24 protein-coding genes, 1 rRNA gene and 1 other RNA gene are annotated in these 23,507 nt (G+C 72.9%); 18 read left to right on the top strand and 8 right to left on the bottom strand.

The window, feature by feature from the left end; genetic code table 11:
- The first annotated feature begins 9 nt into the window (after window positions 1-9).
- From rrf to IR170_RS05710, 9 genes are all read left to right on the top strand, one after another.
- Window positions 10-126 (top strand): 5S ribosomal RNA (gene rrf / locus IR170_RS05750).
- A 377-nt stretch (window positions 127-503) separates the two neighbouring features.
- Window positions 504-1,127, top strand: a complete 624-nt coding sequence (locus IR170_RS19345; RefSeq protein ID WP_251534299.1) for a hypothetical protein — start codon at window positions 504-506, stop codon at window positions 1,125-1,127.
- Between the two features lie 155 nt (window positions 1,128-1,282).
- Window positions 1,283-2,554, top strand: coding sequence for a CpaF family protein (locus tag IR170_RS05740; RefSeq protein ID WP_193661503.1), 1,272 nt, complete (start codon window positions 1,283-1,285; stop codon window positions 2,552-2,554).
- Window positions 2,554-3,408, top strand: a complete 855-nt coding sequence (locus tag IR170_RS05735) for a type II secretion system F family protein (protein ID WP_056903509.1) — start codon at window positions 2,554-2,556, stop codon at window positions 3,406-3,408. The genes IR170_RS05740 and IR170_RS05735 overlap by 1 nt, the downstream gene beginning before the upstream one ends.
- Before the next feature lie 77 nt (window positions 3,409-3,485).
- Complete coding sequence (locus IR170_RS05730) at window positions 3,486-4,352, top strand: type II secretion system F family protein (protein ID WP_319804918.1); 867 nt, start codon at window positions 3,486-3,488, stop codon at window positions 4,350-4,352.
- A 33-nt stretch (window positions 4,353-4,385) separates the two neighbouring features.
- Window positions 4,386-4,595 carry a hypothetical protein gene (locus tag IR170_RS05725; protein WP_193661501.1) on the top strand — a complete coding sequence of 70 codons (210 nt, stop codon included), beginning with the start codon at window positions 4,386-4,388 and terminating at the stop codon, window positions 4,593-4,595.
- Window positions 4,595-4,990, top strand: coding sequence for a TadE/TadG family type IV pilus assembly protein (locus IR170_RS05720; RefSeq protein WP_193661500.1), 396 nt, complete (start codon window positions 4,595-4,597; stop codon window positions 4,988-4,990). Before IR170_RS05725 ends, IR170_RS05720 begins: the two co-directional genes overlap by 1 nt.
- Complete coding sequence (locus tag IR170_RS05715; protein WP_193661499.1) at window positions 4,987-5,436, top strand: hypothetical protein; 450 nt, start codon at window positions 4,987-4,989, stop codon at window positions 5,434-5,436. The genes IR170_RS05720 and IR170_RS05715 overlap by 4 nt, the downstream gene beginning before the upstream one ends.
- Window positions 5,433-5,879 (top strand): pilus assembly protein TadG-related protein, encoded by a 447-nt coding sequence (locus IR170_RS05710; RefSeq protein ID WP_193661498.1) that lies wholly within the window; start codon window positions 5,433-5,435, stop codon window positions 5,877-5,879. Before IR170_RS05715 ends, IR170_RS05710 begins: the two co-directional genes overlap by 4 nt.
- 18 nt (window positions 5,880-5,897) lie before the next feature.
- On the opposite strand, the gene IR170_RS05705 is transcribed toward IR170_RS05710, so the two are convergent.
- Together IR170_RS05705 and IR170_RS05700 are read right to left on the bottom strand one after the other, a co-directional pair.
- Window positions 5,898-6,833, bottom strand: a complete 936-nt coding sequence (locus tag IR170_RS05705) for a calcium-binding protein (protein ID WP_193661497.1) — start codon at window positions 6,831-6,833, stop codon at window positions 5,898-5,900.
- Between the two features lie 17 nt (window positions 6,834-6,850).
- The gene (locus tag IR170_RS05700) at window positions 6,851-7,768 is read right to left on the bottom strand and encodes an alpha/beta hydrolase family protein (protein ID WP_193661496.1); all 918 of its coding nucleotides are present in this window, start codon (window positions 7,766-7,768) and stop codon (window positions 6,851-6,853) included.
- A 98-nt stretch (window positions 7,769-7,866) separates the two neighbouring features.
- On the opposite strand from IR170_RS05700, the gene IR170_RS05695 reads away from it, so the two are divergent.
- Entirely contained in the window at window positions 7,867-8,367 is a 501-nt protein-coding gene (locus tag IR170_RS05695; protein ID WP_193661495.1) for a CAP domain-containing protein, read from the top strand.
- A gap of 32 nt (window positions 8,368-8,399) precedes the next feature.
- On the top strand, window positions 8,400-9,518 hold the full coding sequence (gene prfB / locus IR170_RS05690) for a peptide chain release factor 2 (RefSeq protein WP_056863612.1): 1,119 nt from the start codon (window positions 8,400-8,402) through the stop codon (window positions 9,516-9,518).
- A gap of 12 nt (window positions 9,519-9,530) precedes the next feature.
- Here prfB and IR170_RS05685 read toward each other — a convergent pair whose 3' ends face one another.
- Together IR170_RS05685 and IR170_RS05680 are read right to left on the bottom strand one after the other, a co-directional pair.
- Window positions 9,531-11,360 carry a hypothetical protein gene (locus IR170_RS05685; RefSeq protein ID WP_193661494.1) on the bottom strand — a complete coding sequence of 610 codons (1,830 nt, stop codon included), beginning with the start codon at window positions 11,358-11,360 and terminating at the stop codon, window positions 9,531-9,533.
- Between the two features lie 114 nt (window positions 11,361-11,474).
- Window positions 11,475-12,149, bottom strand: coding sequence for a hypothetical protein (locus IR170_RS05680; protein ID WP_193661493.1), 675 nt, complete (start codon window positions 12,147-12,149; stop codon window positions 11,475-11,477).
- 78 nt (window positions 12,150-12,227) lie between these two features.
- Here IR170_RS05680 and ftsE point away from each other — a divergent pair, with 78 nt between their 5' ends.
- From ftsE to IR170_RS05655, 5 genes are all read left to right on the top strand, one after another.
- Window positions 12,228-12,917: a cell division ATP-binding protein FtsE gene (gene ftsE / locus IR170_RS05675; protein WP_056864531.1), complete on the top strand. Its 690-nt coding sequence runs from the start codon at window positions 12,228-12,230 to the stop codon at window positions 12,915-12,917.
- Window positions 12,918-12,986: 69 nt separating this feature from the next.
- Window positions 12,987-13,901, top strand: coding sequence for a permease-like cell division protein FtsX (ftsX, locus tag IR170_RS05670; RefSeq protein WP_056863615.1), 915 nt, complete (start codon window positions 12,987-12,989; stop codon window positions 13,899-13,901).
- 65 nt (window positions 13,902-13,966) lie between these two features.
- Complete coding sequence (locus IR170_RS20230) at window positions 13,967-15,223, top strand: peptidoglycan DD-metalloendopeptidase family protein (protein ID WP_193661492.1); 1,257 nt, start codon at window positions 13,967-13,969, stop codon at window positions 15,221-15,223.
- A 37-nt stretch (window positions 15,224-15,260) separates the two neighbouring features.
- Window positions 15,261-15,740 (top strand): SsrA-binding protein SmpB, encoded by a 480-nt coding sequence (smpB, locus tag IR170_RS05660; protein WP_056863617.1) that lies wholly within the window; start codon window positions 15,261-15,263, stop codon window positions 15,738-15,740.
- A complete protein-coding gene (locus tag IR170_RS05655; RefSeq protein ID WP_193661491.1) occupies window positions 15,733-16,602 on the top strand; it encodes an amidohydrolase family protein in 870 nt (289 codons plus the stop codon). Before smpB ends, IR170_RS05655 begins: the two co-directional genes overlap by 8 nt.
- A gap of 1 nt (window position 16,603) precedes the next feature.
- Here the strand turns inward: IR170_RS05655 and IR170_RS05650 are convergent, their stop codons facing one another.
- Window positions 16,604-18,295 (bottom strand): HNH endonuclease signature motif containing protein, encoded by a 1,692-nt coding sequence (locus IR170_RS05650; protein ID WP_193661490.1) that lies wholly within the window; start codon window positions 18,293-18,295, stop codon window positions 16,604-16,606.
- A gap of 267 nt (window positions 18,296-18,562) precedes the next feature.
- Between IR170_RS05650 and IR170_RS05645 the strand changes: the two genes are divergently transcribed.
- Both IR170_RS05645 and ssrA read left to right on the top strand, forming a co-directional pair.
- Entirely contained in the window at window positions 18,563-19,099 is a 537-nt protein-coding gene (locus tag IR170_RS05645) for a hypothetical protein (RefSeq protein ID WP_193661489.1), read from the top strand.
- Window positions 19,100-19,176: 77 nt separating this feature from the next.
- Window positions 19,177-19,547: a transfer-messenger RNA gene (gene ssrA / locus IR170_RS05640) on the top strand.
- Between the two features lie 741 nt (window positions 19,548-20,288).
- On the opposite strand, the gene IR170_RS20225 is transcribed toward ssrA, so the two are convergent.
- The 3 genes from IR170_RS20225 to IR170_RS05625 form a co-directional block, all read right to left on the bottom strand.
- On the bottom strand, window positions 20,289-21,110 hold the full coding sequence (locus tag IR170_RS20225) for an abortive infection family protein (RefSeq protein ID WP_193661488.1): 822 nt from the start codon (window positions 21,108-21,110) through the stop codon (window positions 20,289-20,291).
- A 377-nt stretch (window positions 21,111-21,487) separates the two neighbouring features.
- Window positions 21,488-21,829 carry a hypothetical protein gene (locus IR170_RS05630; RefSeq protein ID WP_193661487.1) on the bottom strand — a complete coding sequence of 114 codons (342 nt, stop codon included), beginning with the start codon at window positions 21,827-21,829 and terminating at the stop codon, window positions 21,488-21,490.
- 150 nt (window positions 21,830-21,979) lie between these two features.
- Window positions 21,980-23,392 carry a Fis family transcriptional regulator gene (locus tag IR170_RS05625; RefSeq protein WP_193661486.1) on the bottom strand — a complete coding sequence of 471 codons (1,413 nt, stop codon included), beginning with the start codon at window positions 23,390-23,392 and terminating at the stop codon, window positions 21,980-21,982.
- Window positions 23,393-23,507: the final 115 nt, after the last annotated feature.

Here is a 23,507-nt window from a genome sequence, read left to right as displayed (position 1 = left end):
CGCAAGAGTTACGGCGGCCATAGCGAAAGGGAAACACCCGGTCCCATCCCGAACCCGGAAGTTAAGCCTTTCAGCGCCGATGGTACTGCAACCGAGAGGTTGTGGGAGAGTAGGACGCCGCCGGACATACACTTCGTAGAGGCCACCTTCGGGTGGCCTCTACGACATTTACACCGAGGAGAGTGACCCCCGTGGCCGACGAGCGACGCGGTAACCAGCGCCCCGCACGCAGCGGGGGTCGCAGCAGTGACCAGCGAGGATCGGGCCAGGGGCGCTCTGCTCAAGGTGGATCGAGTCAGGGCGGTTCCGCCGGGGGCCGCGGTCGCTCGGCGTCCGGCGGTCGCAGCGGCGGGCCCCAGCGTGCCCAGGGTGACCGCCCTGGTCGCAAGAGCGACTGGAAGCGCCCGGCTGATCGCCAGCAGGAGCCTCGTACCGCCTCGCAGGCGGAGTACGACGGCCCGGAGCTCCCGGACGAGATCACCGGGGCCGAGCTCGACCGCTCGGTGGCCAACCAGCTCAAGGGGCTGCCGGACAAGCTGGCCTCGAGGATCGCCCGCCACCTGGCCGCGGCCGGTCTCATGATCGAGGACGACCCGGAGACGGCGTACCGGCACGCCCTGGCTGCACGCGCCCGCGCCCCGCGGCTCGCCGTGGTGCGTGAGGCGGCCGGGGAGGCGGCCTACGCCGCCGGCCACTACTCCGAGGCGCTGGCGGAGCTGCGCGCTGCCAAGCGGATGAACGGGGCCACGGCGTACCTGCCGATCATGGCCGACTGCCACCGGGCGCTGAAGCAGCCCGAGCAGGCGCTCAAGCTGGCCAAGAGCCCGTCGGTGGTGAACTTCGCCCCCGAGGCGAAGGCCGAGATGACGATCGTCGAGGCCGGCGCCCGACGTGACATGAAGCAGTTCGACGCCGCGCTGCGGACCCTCGAGCTCGCGCCCTTGAACAACAAGTCGCGTGCCGCGTGGGTCGTGCGGTTGCGCTACGCCTACGCCGACACCCTCGTCGCGGCCGGTCGCGAGAAGGACGCGCTCGAGTGGTTCCACCGCACGCACGCCATCGACGCCGACGAGCTCACCGACGCCGCGGAGCGGGCTGCGGCGCTGGAGCGCAAGCTCGGCGACTGACGCTCACCTCGTCCGTCACTGCTGTCCCACCGGTCCCGACCGACGTTCTCCACAGTTTGGGGACACCCCGTCGCGGTAACACTCCGTCGTACCTACCGTGGTGGTAGGCGCATCGGGTGCCTACCTCACTCCTCCTCGGGACGGGAGAGACACGCATGGCGCAGAGCACCGCGCACGACGAGCTGGTGGAGCGTCTCGACGTCGACGTGCGCTCGCTCGTGCGCCGCGAGGGAGTCGATCCCCAGCTTGACTCCGCGGTCGTCCGGCGCATCGCCGAGGGCGTGGTGCGCGACCACGACGAGCGCAGCCTCACCGGCGCGGTGGCGCCCGTGGCCGACGTCGAGGCCCTGGTCGGGGAGCTCGTCGCGCGTGTGTCCGGCTTCGGCCCGCTGCAGCCCTTCCTCGACGACCCGAGCGTCGAGGAGGTCTGGATCAACGACCCCAGCCGCGTGTTCGTCGCTCGTAACGGGCGCCACGAGCTCACCCACCTGATGCTGTCGCCCGGGCAGGTCACCGAGCTGGTGGAACGGATGCTGAAGTCCAGCGGCCGCCGGATCGACGTCAGCAGCCCTTTCGTGGACGCCATGCTGCCCGAGGGCCACCGCCTGCACGTGGTGCTCGAGGGGATCTCACGCGGCTTCTCGGCGGTCAACATCCGCAAGTTCGTGCTGCGTGCCGCCCGGCTCGATGACCTCGTGGAGCTCGGGAGCCTCACTGCCCCTGCCGCGACGTTCCTCGAGGCGGCGGTGCGCGCAGGGCTGAACGTCCTGGTCGCCGGCGGGACCCAGGCCGGCAAGACGACCATGCTCAACTGCCTGGCCGCGGCCATCCCGGGCGGGGATCGGGTGGTGTCCGCCGAGGAGGTCTACGAGCTGCGCTTCCCCCACCCCGACTGGGTGCCGCTGCAGACCCGTCAGGCGGGCCTCGAGGGCACCGGTGAGATCCGGCTGCGCGACCTGGTCAAGGAGAGCCTGCGCATGCGACCGAGCCGCATCATCGTGGGAGAGGTGCGTGCGGAGGAGTGCCTCGACCTGCTCCTCGCCCTCAACGCCGGGTTGCCCGGCATGTGCACCCTGCACGCGAACAGCGCCCGCGAGGCGCTGGTGAAGATGTGCACCCTCCCACTCCTGGCGGGGGAGAACATCTCGGCCCGCTTCGTCGTGCCGACCGTGGCGTCGTCGGTGGACCTGGTGGTCCATCTCGGGGTCGACGGCGCCGGGGTACGGCGGGTCAACGAGATCGTCGGGGTGCCCGGGAGGGTGGAGCAGGACGTGATCGAGACCGAGCCCGTGTTCCTGCGCTCGGGCGGGGAGCTGCGCCGCGCCCACGGGTCGGCCCCGCGGCCGGAGCTCTTCGAGCGGGCCGGCATCGATGTGCGAGCGCTGCTGGCGGGGGACGAGAGCGCCGGATACGGGCGGCGGTCCTGATGGGGGCGCTCGTCGGGCTCGGTGTCGGCGTCGGACTCCTGCTCGTCTGGTCGGCCTTCACATCGCCGCGCGCCGCCGCCCCCGGCCCGCCGCGCGCGGGCCGGGTCGAGACCCTGCTGGCCAGGGCGGGTCTCGCCGACGTGTCGGTCACGGCGTTCGTCGTCCTGTGCCTCGTGCTCGGGTCGGTCGCGGCCCTGGTCGTGCAGGTGGCATCTCGCACCCTGCCGGTCTCGCTGGCCTTCGGTGTGCTCGGTGCCTACCTTCCCGTGGCCGTCGTCGCGGGGCGGGCACGGACCCGGCAGGCGGAGCTCGCCGAGGTCTGGCCCGAGGCGGTGGACAACCTCGCCAGCGCGGTGCGCGCCGGGCTCTCGCTGCCCGACGCGCTCGCCAACCTGGCCACGCGGGGCCCGGAGCCCCTGCGCGACGCCTTCGCACAGTTCGCGCTCGACTACCAGGTGACCGGGAGGTTCGGCGACTGCCTCGACCGGCTCAAGACCCGGCTGGCCGATCCCGTCGGTGACCGGGTCGTCGAGGGCCTGCGGGTCGCCAGGGAGGTCGGCGGGGGCCAGCTCGGGCGGCTGCTGCGCAACCTGTCCGGCTACCTGCGCGAGGACGCGCGCACCCGCTCGGAGCTGCAGTCGCGTCAGGCCTGGACGGTGAACGGCGCCCGACTCGCGGTGGCGGCACCGTGGCTGGTGCTGCTCCTGATGTCGTTCCAGTCCGAGGTGATCCGACGCTACGCCTCGCCGGCCGGCGTGGTCGTCCTGAGCATCGGCGCCGTGACCTGCGTCGTCGCCTACCGCGTCATGATGCGCATCGGGCGGCTCCCCACGGAGCGGAGGATCCTGTCGTGACGCCGGCCTGGTGGGGCGCGGTGCTGGGCGCGGTGGCGGGGGCTGGTCTGCTCCTGACGCTCGCGAGGGTGCGTGCGGTGCGACGCCCACAGCTCGAGCCGCGCGTGCTGCCCTACGTGCGCGACCTGCCGCAGGTCGCCGGCACCGCCGTCGCTCGTCCGGGTGGGGCCGCCGGCCGGTCGAGCACCGTGGTGGGACAGGTCTTCGGGCCGCTGGTGAGCAGCCTCGCCGCCACCGTCGAGCGGGTGCTCGGCGGAGCCACCTCGGTGCGCCGGCGCCTGGAGCGCGCCGCCCTCGACTCCTCCGTGCAGGAGTTCCGGGTGGAGCAGGTGCTGTGGGGTCTGTGCGGCTTCGCCGTCGCCGCGGCGTGGGGCCTGCTCCAGGCGCTGTCGGACCCCACGGGCGCCCCGCGGTCGGCGCTGCTGTGCGTGATCGCCTTCGCCCTCGGCGTGCTGGCCCGCGACAACCGCCTCTCCGCGCAGGTCGCCGCGCGGGAGCGACAGGTGCTGGAGGAGTTCCCCACCCTCGCCGAGCTCCTCGCGCTCGCCGTGGCCGCAGGGGAGAGCCCGGTGGGGGCACTCGACCGGGTGGTGCGGCGCAGCGGGGGAGCGCTGAGCGCCGACCTCGCCGCCGTGCTCGCCCAGATCCGCACCGGCGAGCCGGTGGGCGCGGCCTTCGACCGGCTCGCGGCGACCACCGGGCTGCCGCTGGTCTCACGCTTCGCCCAGGGCATCGCCGTCGCCGTCGAGCGCGGCACCCCCCTCGCCGACGTGCTGCACGCCCAGGCGGCCGACGTGAGGGAGGCGGGGCGTCGCGAGCTGATCGAGTCGGCGGCGCGCCGCGAGGTGTTGATGATGGTGCCGGTCGTCTTCCTCGTGCTCCCCGTGACCGTGCTCTTCGCCTTCTGGCCCGGTGTCGTGGGCCTCAGCCTGGTCGCCCCCTGACCCGGCGCTCGACCTCTCGGAAAGGAACCCCCTGTGACCACTGTGCCCCTGCTCCTCCTCCGCCTGCACCTCCTCCTGCGGCTGCGGCTGGCTCTTCCGGGTCGCCGGCGCGACGGCCGCGGTGACGTGCCGGGCTGGGTGCTGGTGACCGTCATGACCGCGGGCCTGGTGGTGGCGTTGTCGGCGGTCGCGCGAGACCAGCTCACGGCCCTGCTGCGGGACGCGCTGAACTCGGTGAAGTAGTGGGTCGGCGGGAGGACGGCTCGGCGGTCGTCGACTTCGTCCTGGTGCTGGTCGTGCTCGTGCCGGTGGTGCTGGGGGTCCTCCAGGTCTCGCTGACCCTCTTCGTGCGCAACACCCTGGCCGCGGCCGCGGCCGACGGTGCCCGGATCGCCGCGACCGCCGACGCCGACGGCGGTGACGGGGCGGCGGCGGCGCGCGAGCAGGTGGCCGGCGTGGTCGCGGCGCGGTACGCCGAGGACGTGCGGGTCGAGCGGGTGCTGCTCGACGGGGCGCCGGCGTACCGGGTGACGGTGACGGCGCGGGTGCCGGCGCTCGGCATCGGCGGCCCGGCCGTGGAGCTCGACGTCGCGGGCCACGCGGTCGAGGAGCCCACCGTGGAGGGGGCGACCCCGTGAGCCGGTGCCGCGGGACGGGTGAGGACGCGGGCAGTGCGCTCGTCGAGCTGGTGTGGCTCGGCGTCCTGCTGCTGGTGCCGATCGTGTGGATCGTGCTCAGCGTCTTCGAGGTGCAGCGCGGGGCGCTCGGCGTGAGCGAGGCGGCCCGCGCCGCGGGCCGGGCCTTCGCCCTGGCCCCCGACGACGCCACCGGCAGGGAGCGGGCCGAGGCCGCCGCCCGGCAGGCCCTCGCCGACCAGGGACTCGAGGACGTCAGGGTCGACGTCGCCGTCAGCTGCGTGCCGAGCCCCGACTGCCACAGCCCGGGCTCGGTCGTGACCGTGCGCGTCGACTCCGGCGTGCGGCTGCCGCTGCTGCCCGACGCCCTGGGCGGGGGAGCGCCCAGCTTCGCCCTGGACGCCAGCCACACGGTGCCGATCGGCCGCTACCAGGAGGCGGGGGCGTGAGGGCGCGCGGCCAGGACGAGTCGGGGCAGATCAGCCTGCTGGTCATCGGCTTCGCCTTCGTCCTGCTGATGGGCGTGGCGGCGGTGGTCGACGCGACCGCGGCCTACCTGCACCGCTCCGGCCTCAACACCCTCGCCGACGGGGCCGCGCTGACCGCGGCCGACCGCGCCGGTGAGGGCGAGCAGGTCTACACCGACGGCCTCGGCGGGGAGCGGCTGCGGCTCACCGAGGCCACGGCGCGCGGCGCGGTGCAGGCCTACCTGCAGCAGGTGGGCGCCTACGCCGAGTACCCCGGGCTCGCCGTCGCGGTGAGCGTGGCTCCCGGCAGCGACGAGGTCACCGTCGGGCTCCGTGCGCCCCTCGACCTGCCGCTCAGCATCCCGGGATCGCCCGGCGGCGCCGTGGTCGGCGCGACCGGGTCGGCGGTGGCGAGCATCGGCTGAGCCCGAGGCTCGCCACCATCAACGGCGCACCTCGACCGACACGAGACGGTCGCGACCCGGGCCGCCCGCGGCGGTGTCACGGTCGGGGCCGCCGTCCAGCAGGTCGTCGCCGGCGAGGCCGCGCAGCAGGTCCCGGCCCCGACCGCCGTCGACGTCGTCGGCGCCGGCCCACGCCACGACCAGGTCGTCGCCCGGCCCGGCGAGGAGCAGGTCGGCCCCCGCGGCGCCGACGAGGAGGTCGTCGCCGCCCCCGCCGCGCACGGTGCCGGCGAGGGTGGCGGGGTCGGCCGGGCCCACCTCGCCCTGGAGGCTGAGCCGGTCGTCGCCCGGGCCACCGGCGAGGCGGTCGCCGCCGCCCTCGCCCTGCACGTCGTCGACGCCGTCGGACCCGCGCAGCACGTCGGCGTGGGGTGAGAGGCGCACGCGCCCCCACGGGCCGACCAGCCGGTCCTCGCCCTCCCCGCGGGCCGTGCCGGCCCCGAGGTCCACGGTCACGGCGGCGGCGGAGCCCTCGAAGGTGACCACGTCGAGGGGCTCGCCCGAGCGCGGGTCGGGTCCGGCGTCGAGGACGTCGTCGCCCGGTCCGCTGACCAGCACGTCGCCGATGCGGTAGGGGCCGTAGGGCTCGGGGGCGTCGACGTACCCGTCGAGACCGCCGAGCAGCACGTCGTCGCCCGCGCCGCCGTCGAGCCGGTCGCCGCCCGCGCCACCGCAGATCACGTCGTCGCCGCCGAGGCCGTCGACGACGTCCTGCCCGTCGCCGGCGTCGATGACGTCGGGTCCCTCGGTGCCCACGAGGTGGTCGTCGCCGGCGGTGCCGAGGAGCGTGGGCTCGGCGCAGGCCCCGCTCGGTGCCTGCGCCCCGGCGGGGGCGACGAGGCAGGTGGCGACGAGAGTGGAGGCGCCGACGGCCAGGGTCACGAGGCGTGCCTGGCGGGCGAGGTGGGAGATCACGCCTTTACTCTAGGGACCTACCACCGCTTGCGCAGGCTGGCCACCTCGGACTCGGACACGATGCGCTGCAGGCGGCCCAGGGCGTGGTCGCGGCTGCGCAGGAAGCGGTCGAGGAACGCTGTGCTGGTCGTGCGCAGCACCGGGTCGCCGCCGGTGTCGAGGTCGTGACCGACCCCGCTGAGGGTGATGAGGCCCTTGGTGCGGCGGGCCTGCTGGTAGGTCTCGCGGGCGCCGGCGTAGGGGATGACGGTGTCGGCGTCGCCGTTGAGCATGAGCAGCGGCGGCCCGCCGACGGGGCGGAAGGTGGGGTCGAAGGACGTGCCGGCCTTGGCCACGACCGCACGGATGCGGCCGTCGCGCTGCTCGCTGTCGACCAGCGCCAGACCGACGATGGCGCCCATCGACGTGCCGATGTAGCCCACCGGGCCGCCCTGGCGGACGCGGCCCGAGAGCAGGCCGCCGGAGCGGTCGGAGACCGCGCGGACCGTGGTGAGGGTGCGTCGCACGTCCTTGGCGTAGCCGGCGATGTCGAAGCCGCCGGGGAAGGTCGGCGCGGCCACGACGTAGCCCGCCTCGACGAGGTAGCCGTGGAGCGCGGCGGCGGAGGCGCCGTCACCGCCCGAGCCGTGGCCGGCCAGGACCAGCGGGGAGACCCGGCACACCGGCGTCGCGCCGGCGCCGTCGGAGGTCGCGGGGTAGGCGACCGTGGCCGGGAGATCGCGGCCGCGCGAGCTCACGGTGACCGTGGTGGTGCCGACGTGGAAGGGGCCGCTGGCCTCGACGCAGCCGGCCCGACGCGGCTCGGCCGCCGCGGCGGGGGAGGGCTGGGGCGTGATGGCCACCAGCGGCGCGAGCATCGCGGTCAGAGCGGCGAGGGCGAGCAGGGCAGGGGAGAGCGGCCCGCGGGCCGTGGAGGTCTGTGGGAAGAGGCGCACCAGCCCGAGCCTGCACCAGGCCGGGAGCGGCGCGCATCGCCAGGATGGCGTATCCCGACCCCGGGACGACCCGCCCGGTTCGTCGTACGGTGGGGTGCGTGAACTCTCGGACCCCCGCCCCGACCACCTCCCGCCCGACTCCCTCCCGCCTGGCCGCCCTCGTGGCCGCGCCCGCCGTGCTCGCCGCCCTGGTGGCGGCGCCCGGACCGGCCGTCGCCGCCGGCGCCGAGGCCCAGCAGCGCTACCAGGGCGCCGCCGTGCGCCACACCAACGGTGAGCGCACCGAGCGCGACCTGGTCGCCCTGAAGCGCCAGAAGTGCGTGCAGAAGTACGCCGTGAAGCAGGCCCGCTGGATGGCGGCCAACGAGACCATGGCCCACCAGGACCTGCAGCCGATCCTCTCCGACTGCGGCCTGCGCAGCGTGGGGGAGAACGTCGCCTACGGCTACGCCGGCGGCAAGGCGGTCGTCGCGGCGTGGATGGACTCGCCCGGGCACCGCGCCAACATCCTCGAGCCGTCCTACCGCCTGCTCGGCCTCGCGGCGCGCACCGACGACGACGGCACCTGGTACGTCGCGCAGGTCTTCGGTCGCAAGTAGGCCCCGCTCGCCCGGGGACGTACCCTGGGCCCGTGGCAGGACCCGATTACGACACCGAGATCAAGCAGCTCCAGGCGACGATGCGCACCATCGAGCAGGTGCTCGACATCGGCGCCATGCACAAGGAGATCGCCGACCTCGCCGAGCAGGTGGCGGCGCCCGACCTCTGGGACGATCAGTCCAACGCGACCCGCGTGACGGGTCGCCTCTCCGACCTCCAGGGCCAGGTCGACCGCTTCGCCGCCCTGGAGAGCCGCATCGAGGACCTCGGCATCCTCGCGGAGCTGGGCCAGGAGGAGGGCGACGCCGACTCGCTGGCCGAGGCCGAGCGCGAGCTGGGCAAGATCAAGGCCGCGGTCGAGGGCCTCGAGGTCCGCACCCTGCTCAACGGCGAGTACGACGCGCGCGAGGCGCTGGTGACCATCCGCGCCGGCGCCGGCGGCGTCGACGCCGCCGACTTCGCCGAGATGCTGCTGCGCATGTACACCCGCTGGGCCGAGCAGCACAGCTACCCCGTCGAGGTCTTCGACACCTCCTACGCCGAGGAGGCCGGGCTGAAGTCGGCCACCTTCGCGGTCCACGGGGCCTACACCTACGGCACGCTCAGCGTCGAGGCCGGCACGCACCGCCTCGTGCGGATCAGCCCCTTCGACAACCAGGGCCGCCGCCAGACCTCCTTCGCCGCGGTCGAGGTCGTGCCCGTGCTCGAGCAGACCGACGAGATCGACGTGCCCGACGAGGAGATCCGCGTCGACGTCTACCGCTCCGGCGGCCCGGGCGGGCAGTCGGTCAACACCACCGACTCCGCGGTGCGGCTGACGCACATCCCCACCGGCACCGTCGTGTCGTGCCAGAACGAGAAGAGCCAGCTGCAGAACAAGGCCAGCGCCATGGTGGTGCTCAAGGCCAAGCTGCTGGCGCTGAAGAAGGCCGAGGAGAAGGCGCACCTCGACGGGCTGCGCGGCGACGTGCAGGCCTCGTGGGGCGACCAGATGCGCAACTACGTCCTCAACCCCTACCAGGTGGTCAAGGACCTGCGCACGACCTACGAGTCGGGCAACCCCTCCGCGGTCTTCGACGGCGACCTGGACGGCTTCCTGGAGGCCGGCATCCGCTGGCGCCGCGGCAGCGAGAAGGCCGACGAGAACTGATCGCCCGACCGCTCAGCGCGGCCGCACCACGCGGGACCACGCGCTGAGCGGGCTCGCGCCCTGCGCGTTGAGCGCCGTCACCGCGAGGCGGTAGCGCCCCGCGCCGAGCCGCAGGCTCGTGCGCCGGCGCTCGGGGGCGAGCAGCGGGCCGGTGCTGCTGCGCACCACGGCACCGTCGCCGTCGAGGCGCTGGGCGGCGACCCGCCACCCGGTCACCGCTGAGCCGCCGTCGTCGACCGACGGCGTCCAGCGCACCGCGAGGGTCAGCGGCCGCCCGGACCGGCCGGGCCGGACCCCGTCGACCGCGGGCGCTCCCGGTGCCGTGACTTCCACCGGGTCGGGGTCGGGCTGCTGCGCTCCGGTGGCGCAGTCCCCGAGCACGGACAGCACGTAGGAGCCCAGGCTGCCGTAGTCGTCGTAGTCCGTGCTCCAGCCGCCGGCGCCGACGCCGTCGACGGCCACCCACAGCGGCTCGTCGGTGACCGCCAGCGACACGGTGGCCCCCATCCCGGTCAGCCGGCCCTGCACCGACTGCACCAGCGGGTCGGCCGTGGCCAGCGTGGCGCCCGAGGCGTCGAGGAGGCTCAGCTCGAGGTCGAGGTCGGGGCTGGCCAGCGCGGTCGCGCCGGTGACGGAGACGGGCCCGGTGCACGGGCCGAGCGCGAACACGTCCACGTCCTCACGCGTCGTGACGTACGCCGGCCCCGCGGGCGGCGCGGCGGCCGCGGTGGCGATGTCGGCCCCGGCCTCGTCGGCCCGCAGCGGCAGGCCGTGGGTGGCGATGAGGGCCAGGTCGTCCTCGGTGGTGGTGGCCCCGGCGTAGGAGCCCTGGCTCCACTGCACGACCGGGCGGCCGGTCGAGCCCATGATGGGGCCCCAGAGCCCGTGGCCGCCGTAGTAGTCCTCGGTGCCCCAGCCGTCGTGGTGCAGCGAGAGGGTGTGGCCGACCTCGTGGGAGACGGTCTCGGCGATGCTGGCGACGTCGTCGTAGTAGGCGGTGAAGGCCCAGGCGGGCTGGTAGCGGGCGTGGCTGCGGGTGGCGTCGAAGACGTCGAGGTAGGCCACGCCGGTGCAGCCGGGGTCGCCGCAGATCGCGGCGTGGGCGCGGGGGTCGCCGGTGATCATGGCGACCGTGCCGTACTCCTGGTCGGCCTCCCCGGAGCGGTCGATGCGACCCGGGGCGGGCGCCTCGGTGGTGACGTCGACGTCGAAGGGCGCGAAGTCCTCGGCGACGCGCTGCCACACGACCTGCACCACGGCGCGCTCGGCGGGGGAGAAGGTGGAGGGGTCGCCGTCGAGGTCGTAGCCGGTGACGGCGCCGTCGGGGAAGGACGCGTCGTTCCACGCCGTGCCGGCCACGGTGCCGCCGTCGACGTCGAGGTAGATCGTGCGCCGCGAGCCGGGGAGGCTGTGCAGCGCGAAGGTCTGGTCGTCGGGGAAGGGGGCCGCGAGGGCCTGCGCCTCGCGGGCGGCGTCGGGGGCCTCGGCGGGCTCGGGCCGGTGCGGGTCGAGGTCGCGGAAGAGGACCCTGCCGCGCTCGTCGACGCGGACCGTGGGGTCGCCGGTCAGCAGGTCGACCAGCGCGGTGGCGGTGAGGTCGTTGCGTGCCGCGGCCTCCTCGAGACGCCCGCCCAGCAGGCGCACGGCGCGCTCGCCGCCCGCCGGGGCGGGGAGGAGCCGGGAGGTGCCGGGCGCCGGGGACGCCGGGTCGGGGGCGGGGGCGCGCGCGGGGGCCGGCGCGGCGCCGGCCCCGGCGAGCGTGCCGCCGAGGCAGGCGAGCGCGGCCAGCGCCGCGACGATCGTGCGGCGTGGACCGGGCCGGGCGTGGTGGCGCAGCGACATGACGGGTCTCCCTCCCGCCGGGAGGCTAGTCGCCCGGGACCCTCCCGCGGGCGGCTTCGCCCGGATCCGCTGCCGCCCGCGGGCGGGAGGTCAGGGTGGAGATCAGCGTGGACGTCAGGAGGTGGCGGAGCCGGCCAGCGCCACGGCGGCGCACCAGCGGCTGCCGCGCTCGAGCAGGTCGGCCCGCTCGGTGGAGCGCGGGAGGGTCAGCGAGCAGGAGAGCCAGGCGTCGCCGAAGAGGCCGGCGTACTGGACGCGGGTGACGGGTCCGGCCTCGCAGACCAGGCCGAGCGAGGGGGCGCCGTAGTCCTCGGCCTGCCGCGGGCGGGCGCAGCCGTCGGCGGTGGCCAGCGTGCGGACCAGCTGCCGAGCCCGGTCCTTCGGCACCGGAGGAGCGAAGACCCAGGCCCGCGCCGCCTCGCGGCCCGCGCCGCTCCAGGTGCAGCTCCACTCGTGGGCGACGTCGCGCACGCCCCCGGTCAGCTCGACGCGCTGGCCGTTGGCGTAGGACTCGGCGTCGGCCGGCGCCCCGCCCAGCGCGTCCTCGACCGCCGCGGGGTCGACGGTCGGGCACAGGTCGCCGCGGGTCACGGCCAAGGTCGTGGTGTCGAGGTCGGCCAGGCCCGCCGGCGGGGCCGGCGACGCCGACGGGGTGGGCTCGCTCGGAGCGGGCGCGTCGTCGCCGCCGGTGCACGCGGTCAGGGCCACGACGAGGGCGAGCGCCGTGGCGCCCAGCCGGGCGACGGTGGCGGCGGTGCGACCCGGGAGGGGGCGGCCGGAGGCGGTCATGTGAGCCACGATACGAGCGTCGCCGGGGCGGGCGTCGAGGTCCCCACGCGGGTGGTGCCCTGGCGTACGCTCCTGCGGGTGATTCGCTTCGAGAAGGTGACCAAGACCTACCCCGGCACGGGCGCGCCCGCCCTCGACCAGGTCAGCGTCGACGTCGAGAAGGGCGAGTTCGTCTTCCTCGTCGGCGCCTCGGGCTCGGGCAAGTCCACGGCCCTGCGCCTGGTGCTGCGCGAGATGCGGCCCACCGACGGTCGCGTCTACGTCGCCGGCAAGGAGATCAACCGTCTGGCGGGCTGGAAGGTGCCGCGGTTGCGGCGCCAGATCGGCACCGTCTTCCAGGACTTCCGGCTGCTGCAGAACAAGTCGGTGGCCGAGAACGTCGCCTTCGCCCTCGAGGTGATCGGCAAGTCGCGCTCCGAGGTCCGCTCGACGGTGCCGGAGACGCTGGAGCTCGTGGGTCTCGAGGGCAAGGCCGACCGCATGCCCGACGAGCTCTCCGGCGGTGAGCAGCAGCGCGTCGCGATCGCCCGCGCCTTCGTCAACCGGCCGATGATCCTCATCGCCGACGAGCCGACCGGCAACCTCGACCCGACCACGTCGGTCGGGATCATGAAGCTGCTCGACCGGATCAACCGCACCGGCACCACGGTGGTCATGGCCACCCACGACCACGGCATCGTCGACCAGATGCGCAAGCGCGTCATCGAGCTCGAGGACGGCCGGGTCATCCGCGACCACGCCCAGGGCGTCTACGGCTTCCAGCACTGACCTGTCCCTCCGGGACCGACACACCCCCGGGCCGCGGCCCGGACCACCTCAGGAGATCTCCCTCCCCTCATGCGCTACGTCTTCTCGAACCTCGGCCAGGGCCTGCGACGCAACCTCTCCATGCACCTGGCGGTGATCCTCACCCTCTTCGTGTCCCTCACCCTCGTCGGACTGGGACTGCTGGTGCGCGCCCAGGCCGAGAAGGCCGTCGACCAGTGGGGCAGCGAGCTGCAGATCACCGCCTTCCTCTGCCGCTCCGACGACCCCGACCCGAACTGCCAGAGCGCCGTGACCGACCAGCAGAAGGAGGAGATCGAGCGGGTCGTCGAGGCCAACCCCGAGGTCGAGTCCTACTACTTCGAGTCGCAGGCCACGGCCTTCGCCAAGGCCAAGGAGCTGCTGGGGCCCGACGAGGCCGACCGCTTCGAGGGGCCCAACGCGATCCTCACCGAGGACGACCTGGCCGAGTCGCTGTGGATCACGCTCAAGGACCGCGACGAGTACCAGGGCATCACCAGCGAGATCGTCGGGCTCGACGGCGTCGCCAACGTGCGCGACCAGCGGGAGGTGATCGCGCCGCTGCTCAAGATCATGACCGCGATGCAGGTCGGCTCGCTCGGGGTCGCGGTGTTCCTGGTCGTGGCCGCGCTGCTGCTGGTGGCCAACACGATCCGGCTGGCGGCCTTCGCCCGACGCAAGGAGATCGGGATCATGCGCCTGGTGGGCGCCTCGACGGTCTACATCGCGCTGCCGTTCCTGCTCGAGGCGGTGGTGACCGCGTTGGTCGCGGTGGGGCTCTCGGTCGTCTCGCTGGGGGCGTTCATGTACTTCGGCGTCGAGCAGCGGTTCACCGACTACCTGGGCTTCATCCCGTGGGTGGGCGTCGACGACTACCTGCTGACCGTGGCTGTCGTGGCCGTCCTCGGGCCGGTGCTCACCCTGTTGCCGACACTCCTGCTGACGCGCAAATACCTCAAGGTCTGAGCGCGGCGGGTTACCGTCGACCCGCTCTCTTCCCCGAGCAGTCCCCGATCAGTCGAAGGCATGACGTGCGCTCCTTCCCCAGCGCCGCCCGCCGTCGCCTGGCGTTGGTCCTCGCGACCTCAGCGCTGGCGACCGGCGCCGTGGCCGTCCCATTCGCCCAGGCAGACGACGACCTCCAGGACCAGCAGAAGCAGGTCGAGAAGCAGATCGAGCGCGCCCACGACGAGCTCGACGAGACCAGCGCCGCGATGCGCCGGGCCCAGGGCGCCCTCGACGCCGCCCAGGCCGAGCTGGACGCCGCGGTCGCCGAGCTCGCCGCCGTGCGCGAGCGGCTCGACGCGGCGCGCGAGCGCGACGCCGAGATGGCCGAGGCCCTGGCCAAGGCCGAGGACCGGCTGGCCACCGCCGAGAGCGACCTCGCCGAGGGCCAGCAGGCGCTCGCGGACCAGCGCACCGAGGTGACCGACTCGGTCAACGAGCTCTACCAGCAGGGCGACCCGCAGCTGATGTCGCTCACCGCCCTGATGAACTCCGGCTCCCTGGGCGACCTCACCCGCCAGCAGCAGACCGACCGCGTCATCTCGAGCAACCAGACCGAGGTCTACGACGAGCTCGACGCCGCCGAGGTCCTGCTCCAGGTGCGCGAGGACCAGCTCTCCGAGGCCCGCGACGACGTGGCGCAGCAGCGCGAGGCGGCTGCGGCCAACCTCGCGACCATGCGCGCCCTCACCGCCCAGGCCGTGGCCGGGCGCGAGAAGGTGCGCGACAAGGTCGCCGTACGCCTCGACGCGCGGCGCGAGGCGTCGGCGGCGCTGGCCAAGGACCGCGCGCTGCTCTCGCGGCTGCGCAACCAGGAGGCCCGGATCAAGCAGCAGATCATGGAGGCGGCCCGGGCCTCGCGCGGGACGAGCGTCTCGGCGCCCGCCGACGGCTTCCTGCTGCCGCCGGTGACCGGCCCGGTCACCTCGCCCTTCGGGATGCGCACCCACCCCATCTACGGCTACTACAGCCTGCACGACGGCACCGACTTCGGCGTCGCCTGCGGCGAGGGCATGCGCGCCTCCGGCGACGGCACCGTGATCTCGAAGTACTACTCCTCGGTCTACGGCAACCGGCTCTACGTCAACCTGGGCCAGGTCAACGGCAAGAACCTCACCGTGGTCTACAACCACGCCTCCGGCTACCGCGTGGACGTCGGCGACCGGGTCTCGACCGGGGAGATCGTGGGCTACGTCGGCGACACCGGGTGGTCCACCGGCTGCCACCTGCACTACACCGTGCTGGTCAACGGCAACGCCGTGGACCCCATGACCTGGATGTGACCGCAACCCGATTGACCCGACCTGGGACAATGGACGGATGGCCAGGGAGCAGGGGCGCAAGCTCATCGCGCAGAACAAGAAGGCGCGTCACGACTACCTCATCGAGGACGTCTACGAGGCGGGCCTGGTGCTCGTCGGCACCGAGGTGAAGTCGCTGCGCCAGGGGCGCGCGTCGCTCGTGGACGGCTTCGTCGACATCGACCGCGACGAGGCGTGGCTGCACGGCGTGCACATCCCGGAGTACTCCCAGGGCACCTGGACCAACCACTCCGCGCGTCGCAAGCGCAAGCTGCTGCTCAACCGGGTCGAGATCGACAAGATCGAGCGGCGGGTCTCGGAGAAGGGCCTGACGATCGTGCCGCTGTCGCTGTACTTCCTCGACGGCCGGGCCAAGGTCGAGATCGCCACCGCCAAGGGCAAGAAGACCTGGGACAAGCGCCACGCGCTCGCCGAGCGGCAGGCCGTGCGCGAGACCGAGCAGGCCGTGGGCCGTCGGATGAAGGGCATGCGTGACTGACGTCGCGCCGGTGCGCGCGTTCTGGGAGGGCCTCGGCCTGCCCGGGCTGTACGACGTGCACACCCACTTCCTCGCGCCCCCGGTGGAGCGCAAGGTCCACGCCGTCTTCGACGCCGCCGGTCCGAAGATCGGCAGGCCCTGGCCCATCCGCTACCGCCTGTCCGTCGAGGAGCGCGTCGCGCTGCTGCGCGAGATGGGGGTGCGGCGCTTCTCGACGCTGCCCTACGCCCACCGCCCCGGCATCGCCGGCTTCCTCAACGACTGGGCCGCGGGCTTCAAGCGCGACGTGCCGGAGTCGCTGTGGTCGGCCACCTTCTACCCCGAGCCCGAGGTCGGCGACTACGTCGCCGCGTCGATCGAGGCGGGCGTCGAGGTGTTCAAGGTGCACGTGCAGGTGGGGGAGTTCGACCTCGACGACCCGCTGCTGACCCCGGCGTGGGGCGCGCTCGAGGACGCCGGCACACCCGTGGTGGTGCACGCCGGCCACGCACCGGTCGGCAACGACTTCACCGGACCCGCGCCGATGGCGCGGCTGCTGGCGGCCCACCCCCGGCTCACCGTGGTCGCCGCACACCTCGGGGCGCCGGACTACCTCGACTTCGCCGACCTGGCCGCGCGCCACGAGCGGGTCCACCTCGACACCACCATGGTCTTCACCGACTTCTGGGACACCGACTACCCCGACGGGCTCACCGAGCGGCTGCGCGACCTGCAGCCCCGGGTGCTGCTCGGCACCGACTTCCCGACCATCCCCTACCCCTATGCCCACCAGCTGGAGTCGCTGGCCCGCCTCGACCTGGGCGAGGACTGGCTGCGCGACGTGTGCTGGCACAACGGGATGCGGCTGCTCGGTCCGGCCTGAGTCACCCGGCGCGGACGAGGGTGGTCCAGCCGTGGGGGTTGGTCCAGGCGTAGGTGCCGTCGGGGTTCCGGTGGTAGCGCCAGGCCGGGCTGCCCTCCGAGCCGGTCGTCTTCAACCGGTGGTGGTGGCGGCACAGCGGCGCGAGGTTCGACGGGTGCGTCTGGCCGGGCTTCCCGCCGTGGTCGAGGGGTCGGTAGGGGGTGATGTGGTCGAGGTCGCAGCGGCGTGAGGGCACGGTGCAGCCGGGGAAGATGCAGCGGGGGTCGCGGATGGTGACGTGTTCGCGCATCCAGGGTGGTGGGTCGTGCCGGTCCACGGCGCCGGCGGTGGTGGGGTCGAGGTCGATGACGGGGCGTAGGTAGACCTTGGTGCCGGCCAGCCAGCGGCGCAGGGTGGTGGTGGAGACGACCCCGAGGCCTTCGACGACCGCGGTGCCGGGTGGTGGGCCGGTGCGGTCGATCTGGGACAGGTGGCTGGTCTCGTGGTGGCGGTGGACCGGGGAGGGGCGCAGGTCGGGTCCGGTGGTGCGGTAGGGGTTGCTCGCGGGCTGCTCCACGGGGGTGGGGTGGCTTCGAGACGCTCGCTGCGCTCGCTCCTCAGCCACCGGGGCCGGGGCCTGTCCGGCGGTGGTCTCGGGGTCGTTGCCCGCGGCGGGGCTTCGAGACGCTCGCTGCGCTCGCTCCTCAGCCACCGGGTTCGCGACCTGTCCCGCGAGGACGGTCTCGTGGTCTACGGGGGTGGGGAGGTCCCGGGGGTCCGGTGGGGGTTCTCCGGCCGGGGCCTCGGTGGGTGGCGGGGGCTCCTGCTCGTCGCGGGTGGCGTCGAGGGCGGCGAGGATCTCGGCGCGCTCGAGGTCCTCGGGGCGCAGGTGGACGTAGACCACCCGCTCCTTGGCGGTGGTGGGTTCGACGGAGTCGAGGGCGGTGAGTCCTTGGGCGCGGTCGGTGATGACGCCGATCGCGCGGGCCTTGCGGACCTCCAGCGACTCGACCGCTGCTCCGGTCGAGGTCTGGTGGCGTCCGAGCTCGGCGGCGGTGGCGCAGATCAGGTCGTGGAACCGGGTGAGGTCCTGGGTGTCACCGAGCACCTCCAACCAGGAGGTGCCGGACGCGGACCCGCGGTCGACGTCGTGGGTCACCCGCACGTTCCACCCGCCGCGGGCCTTCTCCTCGAGCGCGGCCTGGGCGTGGGGGTCGTGCCTGGCCGCGGCTTCTGCGACGAACAGCTCGATGCGTCGCGCGCCCAGGCTCTGTGCGCGGTGGCCGAGGGCGGCGACCTTGCGGTCGACGTACGCGGCCCCGGTGTCGTTGAGGACCTGGGTCTGGGAGGCGATCCGGCGCGCGCGCCAGCCGGGGAGGGTGAGGTCCTCCACCATCGCCCACACCCGGGGCAGGCGGTGGACCAGCTCCATGACTTCCGCGAGGTTGCAGCCGGCGTTGACCGGGGAGATGTCCAGGGCCAGGGCGAGGGGTTCGGCGGCGAACTCGTCGAGGCCGTGGCGGGTCATGCCCGGCACTGACCAGGCGTAGGCCCGGTCGGGGTTGAGGGCTCCCCAGCGGGCCATGACGCGCAGGGTGCGACGCTCCGCGGCGCGTACCGAGCGGGCGGTGTCGGCGGCGTACTCCAGGACGTCGTCGGCGTCGAGGGACTCGATGTCGACCACGGTGCCGGTGGTGTCGATGTCGAGGAGCATGCGCCTAGTTTATTCGAACAGGCATTCGATGACTAGAGGCGTCGGGTGATCTGTGGAGGGGGTTGCGCTGTCGTGTGAGGGTGGTTTCGAGACGGTCGCTGGCGCTCCCTCCTCAATCACCGTGCGGCTGTGGTTTCGAGACGGTCGCTGGCGCTCCCTCCTCAACCACCGGGGACGCTGGGGCTCCCTCCTCCACCACCGGGGACAGCGGGTGGGACAGTGGGCGTGGGGCGTCCTACCGCGCCCTGACCCGATCCGAAGGACACCATGACCTCCCGCTCCGCCGTGCGCCGCACGCTCGCCCTCGTCCCCGCCGCCGTCATGGCGCTGTCGCTGACCGCCTGCGGCGGGTCCGACGACTCCGCCGAGCCGGAGGCCGACGCCAGCGCCTCCACCTCGGAGTCCTCCTCCGAGGACGCCTCGGAGCCCGCGGAGGACTCCGGCGTCGAGGCGACCGGCCAGGACTACGTCGATCTCATCACCGTGCTCTTCGAGCAGCAGGCCCCCGAGGGCGGCTACGACTCCGCGGAGGACTTCAACGCCCAGGCCGACTTCCCCGAGGGCGTGTCGGTCGGCCGCTTCGAGAAGACCGACCAGGAGGTCTGCATCCAGGACACCGACCCGGCGATCGCGCTGGTGTTCTCGGTCAACGACGCCCGGGTCGGCCTGCTCAAGGGGTCCTGCGACGACGGCGAGGAGCAGGCCGCGGTCGTCTCCAGCGGGGGCAACGAGACCGAGCTCGAGGGTGACGAGGACCTCGCGACCCCGGTGCGCGACTACCTGCTCGAGGGCACGGCCGGCTGAGCGGCCCCGCGCCCGACGTCGCCGGGAACAACCGGCGGCGCGGGCGCGCTAGGATGGGCGAGCACTACAACTCAAGAGGGGCTGATCGGTTTCGACTTGGGACGTTAGTCCCAGGGGAAGCGGGTCGAGGAGCCAGCGTCATCTCGTAAACGATCGCTGGAAACCAATAACTGCCAACGCTAAGCGCAGTTCCTTCGCTCTCGCCGCCTGAGCGGTGATCGAAGCGTCAGACCGGGCATCCGTCTCCGTCCCGGACCCTGGCGTCATCTAGGAGACTTGCTGCTCAACTCCTGTCAGGGGGGTTGATCGGGACTCAATCCTGACTGGGCCTGTCGGCGACGCGTCTGCGCGAGCGCCGGGGCCGAGAAAAGCGACATCGCAGACTGCACCCGGAGAAGACCTGGTTCGACGCTCGAGGACGCGGGTTCGATTCCCGCCAGCTCCACCACGGGGTGTTCGCGGAATAGCGGGCACCCACTTCGCGAAATACGGGGTCGTGCGGCAACGCGCGCGCCCATCGCTGATCGCCTCTTAAAGCAAGGCCGCGCCGACATCCGTCGGCGCGGCCTTGCTGCGTTCCACCTTCGCTACACGTCTGCGATACGCCGCTGGCCGGGCTGGGGCCTTGGGCAGTGCGCCTCGTGAGCGCGTTGCGCGCAAGGAACGAGAGATCGGGCGCTCGCCGCCCCGCTCGTCCGCCTAGGTCAAACGTGAGTGCGGCTCCTCGGTCGCGTTTCTTGCGGCGCTAGGTCATGGCGCTTGACAGGTGGGTGCGCAGCGCCAATCTGCTGGCAACCGGAACGCGGCGGCGGTTGTGCGGCCGATGCGGACCGCGGTGACCGGCTCAGCGCCGGCGCAGGGCCCGGAGCAGCGCGATGACGTCTTCCCGGCGGCGCGGGTGAGGTTGTCTCATACCAGCGCAGGATCCGACCCATCAGGTGACCTGCCATCACGGCTGCGGCTGAAGGATGAACGTAGTCATCGTCGGCGAGGGCGACCTGGCGTTGCAGCTCGTCAGCTGAGCGCCACTCGTGGGTGATCGACACTCGGGTCATGTGCCCGCCGTAGCGGAACGGTCGCCAGGTACGGCCTTGCCTGCTCGCAGGCAGGGACCGCTGCCGCGCAGAGCCCGAAGCGGCTAACCGCTCCGGATTCACAGCCGCACCGCCGGGTTCCGCGACCGCGCGGTTCAGCTTCGTCGACCCATCTGACGATCATGAGTGCTGAGCATGAGCTCGGCCACGTGAGCGGCTTCCCGGATGACGTAGCGTCCCGTCTCCGGCGACACCCCCGTCGGCAGGGTGCGCCCATGCCCAGCGCCTTGCAGATTGCGCAGCTCGTTCACCGTCGACGCGACCGTCTTGGCGGACTGGTAGATCGCCCGCAGCTGCTTTCCCCCCGGGCGGGTCGCATCGACCATGCTGGGCAGCAGGCCGAGCTGATCCAACGCAAGGTGCAGCACCTCATCGAAGCTGAGCGTCCGGGGCGGCATCATCGAGCGCTCCTCGAGCACGAACTTGCTGGTCGCCTCCACCAGGTCCTTCGCGGTGCCGAGCAGCGCCCCGGGGTCGTCGACGTTGCGCTGAATGCGCGCCATCTGCTCGTCGAGCGCCTGCCGTCCACCGGTCTCGAGGTCGACCCGCCCCGCTGGTGCGGCGTAGCCGTTCTCATCGAGGATCCAGCCCTGCTGCAGCAGCGCACGCTTCAGATGCGCGGCTTCGTCTGCGAAGTCGCCGGCGCGAGCGTCGAAGCACCCGTGCACCCGCAGCGCCGTGAGCAGCTCCTTCACCAACGTGACCGCACCCTGCTGACGCCGCGACGCCGCAGTCGCCACGCGCACCACACGCTGTTCCTTGTTCGGCGTCTGGGTGGCCGGATCGTAGGGGTCGTCCTGGTGGTACCCGGCCGCAGTGAACACTCGGGTGAGCGTTGAGTGGCTTGGACCGCTGCCGGCGAAGAAGAACCTGCCGAACGCGGCGGCGATCTCACTGCTGATGGGGGTACGACTCACCGCGCTAGTCTCTCCCGCGGGCCTACGACGCGCGGGACGAACGTGCCAAGAGATCCCGATAGGCGCGCGACGCGGGGGTGGACCGCGACCCGGCAACGCCGCCCTTTCGCCAGGATCTCGACGGTCCCGAGTGCTGCGCAAGCTCATCCAGCGAACCTCCCACACCCGTGGCGGTGACAGGGACGTCTGCTGCCTACGGTGCACCGAGGGCGGCAGCCAGGTGGGACCAGAGCGTGTCGGTTCGCCCCCCACACCGGGTCGAGCACTTCGGCTCGAAGGCTCGTCGCGGTGTGACTCCGCTTGCTGGTCGACCGAAACGGCAGAGGGGGGCCGTCGGTGTCGGTGTCGACGAGGTCTGAGCTCTGGCGCCTGGTGTGTCAGAAGCGATCCCGGAACCAGTCAAGGACCCCGCGGGCGTCCCTGATCTCAGTCGACGACGCCCCGTGCTGCCCGCCATCGTCCTGGTATTCGTAGTCCCGGCGGATCCCGACGTCGTCGGTGAACGTGTCGGTGAACGTCTCTTTCCGGGTGTACTTCCCGTCCGAGCTCCAGCTGTCGAAGCTTCGGGTCCAAGTCTCCGAGTGCCCCCGGTGCTTCTCGTCGTATTCGTCGACGAACTCGCTCAGGAAGGTGGCTTCGTCGTCCGTCAGGCGCGCGCCGGAGACGTCCAGGTGCTCGCCGATGTGGTCACGGAGCCGCTTCTTCTCGTTCCGGTCCACACTCGCTCCTCGTCGCGATGATGGCCGTCAAAGTGAGGCTAGGCGTGCCCGCCCTCGAACGGATCGAAACCTGTGCGAACGCCATGGACGAAATCTGCATGGTGAACGCTCGCGGCATCGCGAGCTCTTCGAGCGGAGCGTGTGCTTGGCTCAGGCGGCGCCGGCGCCGGCGCCGACGTCGCCCACGCGGGTCGCGACCGCACCGGTGAGAGAGGTCTGAGCCTCGGTGAGCAGGCGCCGGATGGTCGTGGCGGCGCTCTTCGCCTGCAACCCGATCTTCTCGGCGTCCTTGCCCACGCGGGCCGCAACCGTCTTGAGGTCGTCAACCTTGCCGAGGCACTCGAGCGCCTCCACGATCTTTTCCTCGACGGTGGCGAGCTCGAGCGCGTCGACCCGGGACGACGCGGCAACAGCCATGGTGCGCAGCAGCATCACCACGGTGCGCAGCAGGTCGGGGTCGTCGGTTTCGGGGTCGAAAGCCATGACGATGCGCCGTGCGCCCATCATCCGGATCGTCTGGCCGCCGTTCTGCTCGGCGGTCCGCACGAGGCCGAGCGCGGCAACAGCGTTGCGGTTGCGCTCGGCCTCGTCGAGGTATTCGGTCCACCCCGTCCGCGCCGAGTCGGTCATCTCGAGCACCACCCGGACATCGCCCCCGCCGACGGCGAGGACGCCGTCGCCCTTCTTGTTGCGCGGGAGGACGCCGACCATCGCCCCGGTGTCGTCGTAGGCGTCGCCGAGCCCGGCAGCGACGTCCTGCATGACCGCGTTGATGCCGTCCTCGTAGGCGCCGCCCTTGATGGGGGTGACCTTGGCCAGGATGGCGCGCGCGTCCTGCACCTTGATCGCGGTCGCGAGCTGGTCGACCTTGGTGGTGAGCTCCTGGTGCTGCTCGTTGAGCCGCCGGGTGAGCTGCTCCTGCTGGTGGGCAAGAGACGCCGTGTGCTTGGCCATCGGCGAGGTCGGGTCGGCGGGGTCGAACTGGCGCGCGACCTTCTCGACCAGCGTCTCGGTGCTCGTCACGACGCGGGCGTCTAGCTGGGTGCCAAACCGGTCGAGCACCGGGCGGAGGCGCTCGAGGAGCTCAGGGTTGTCGCCGCCGAGGACCTTGCGCACCTCGGCGGTGAGGCCGGCGGTCGCGTCGGTGACGGCGGTCGTCAGCGTCGCCCGGGTCTGCTGACCGGCCTCGGTGAGCTGGGTGCGCACCTCGGTGGCGGTCTTGGTCATCGCCGCCGACGCCTCGCCGACGACCCGGCTGGTCTCGGCGACGGCGGTGTTGGTGGAAGCAGTGGTCTTGTCGCCGACCTCGCGGATGATCCGCTCCAGCGCCTGGCTCTCCTGGGCCTGGCCGGTAGCCGCGAGGGCGTGGGCGCCCATCTTGACGGCCTCGGCGACGTACGCAGAGAGGTCGGCCTCGACGAAGGCGTCCGGGTCGTCGACGACGGGGCCGCGGGCGCCGAGCGTCCAGCGGCGGGCCTCGCGGGCGACGTCGGCGTCGCGGATGACGAGGTGGTCGACGACGACCCCATCGAGGGACTCGGTGAAGCGGGTGGGCTGGTTCATGACGTCCTCCTGTGGTGAGCCGCGGGATGCGGCGCGGTGGAGTCAGAACGATGCGTGATCCGCCGCTTCGCGGCTATGCAGGGCGGTGACAAGGGGGCTTGTCGCTGCTCTCCGT

Source organism: Nocardioides kribbensis (assembly GCF_015070375.1).
In the GTDB taxonomy this organism is placed as follows: Bacteria; Actinomycetota; Actinomycetes; order Propionibacteriales; family Nocardioidaceae; genus Nocardioides; species Nocardioides kribbensis.
Note: the sequence above shows the minus strand (reverse complement) of the source record. Positions and strands in the feature narration are given on the sequence as shown.

Coding starts and splice junctions, on each gene's coding strand:
- IR170_RS05740 (WP_193661503.1), top strand. CDS start 1,283: ATGGCGCAGAGCACCGCGCACGACGAGCTGGTGGAGCGTCTCGACGTC.
- IR170_RS05735 (WP_056903509.1), top strand. CDS start 2,554: ATGGGGGCGCTCGTCGGGCTCGGTGTCGGCGTCGGACTCCTGCTCGTC.
- IR170_RS05685 (WP_193661494.1), bottom strand. CDS start 11,360: ATGTCGCTGCGCCACCACGCCCGGCCCGGTCCACGCCGCACGATCGTC.
- IR170_RS05680 (WP_193661493.1), bottom strand. CDS start 12,149: ATGACCGCCTCCGGCCGCCCCCTCCCGGGTCGCACCGCCGCCACCGTC.
- ftsX (WP_056863615.1), top strand. CDS start 12,987: ATGCGCTACGTCTTCTCGAACCTCGGCCAGGGCCTGCGACGCAACCTC.
- smpB (WP_056863617.1), top strand. CDS start 15,261: ATGGCCAGGGAGCAGGGGCGCAAGCTCATCGCGCAGAACAAGAAGGCG.
- IR170_RS05650 (WP_193661490.1), bottom strand. CDS start 18,295: ATGCTCCTCGACATCGACACCACCGGCACCGTGGTCGACATCGAGTCC.
- IR170_RS05645 (WP_193661489.1), top strand. CDS start 18,563: ATGACCTCCCGCTCCGCCGTGCGCCGCACGCTCGCCCTCGTCCCCGCC.
- IR170_RS05625 (WP_193661486.1), bottom strand. CDS start 23,392: ATGAACCAGCCCACCCGCTTCACCGAGTCCCTCGATGGGGTCGTCGTC.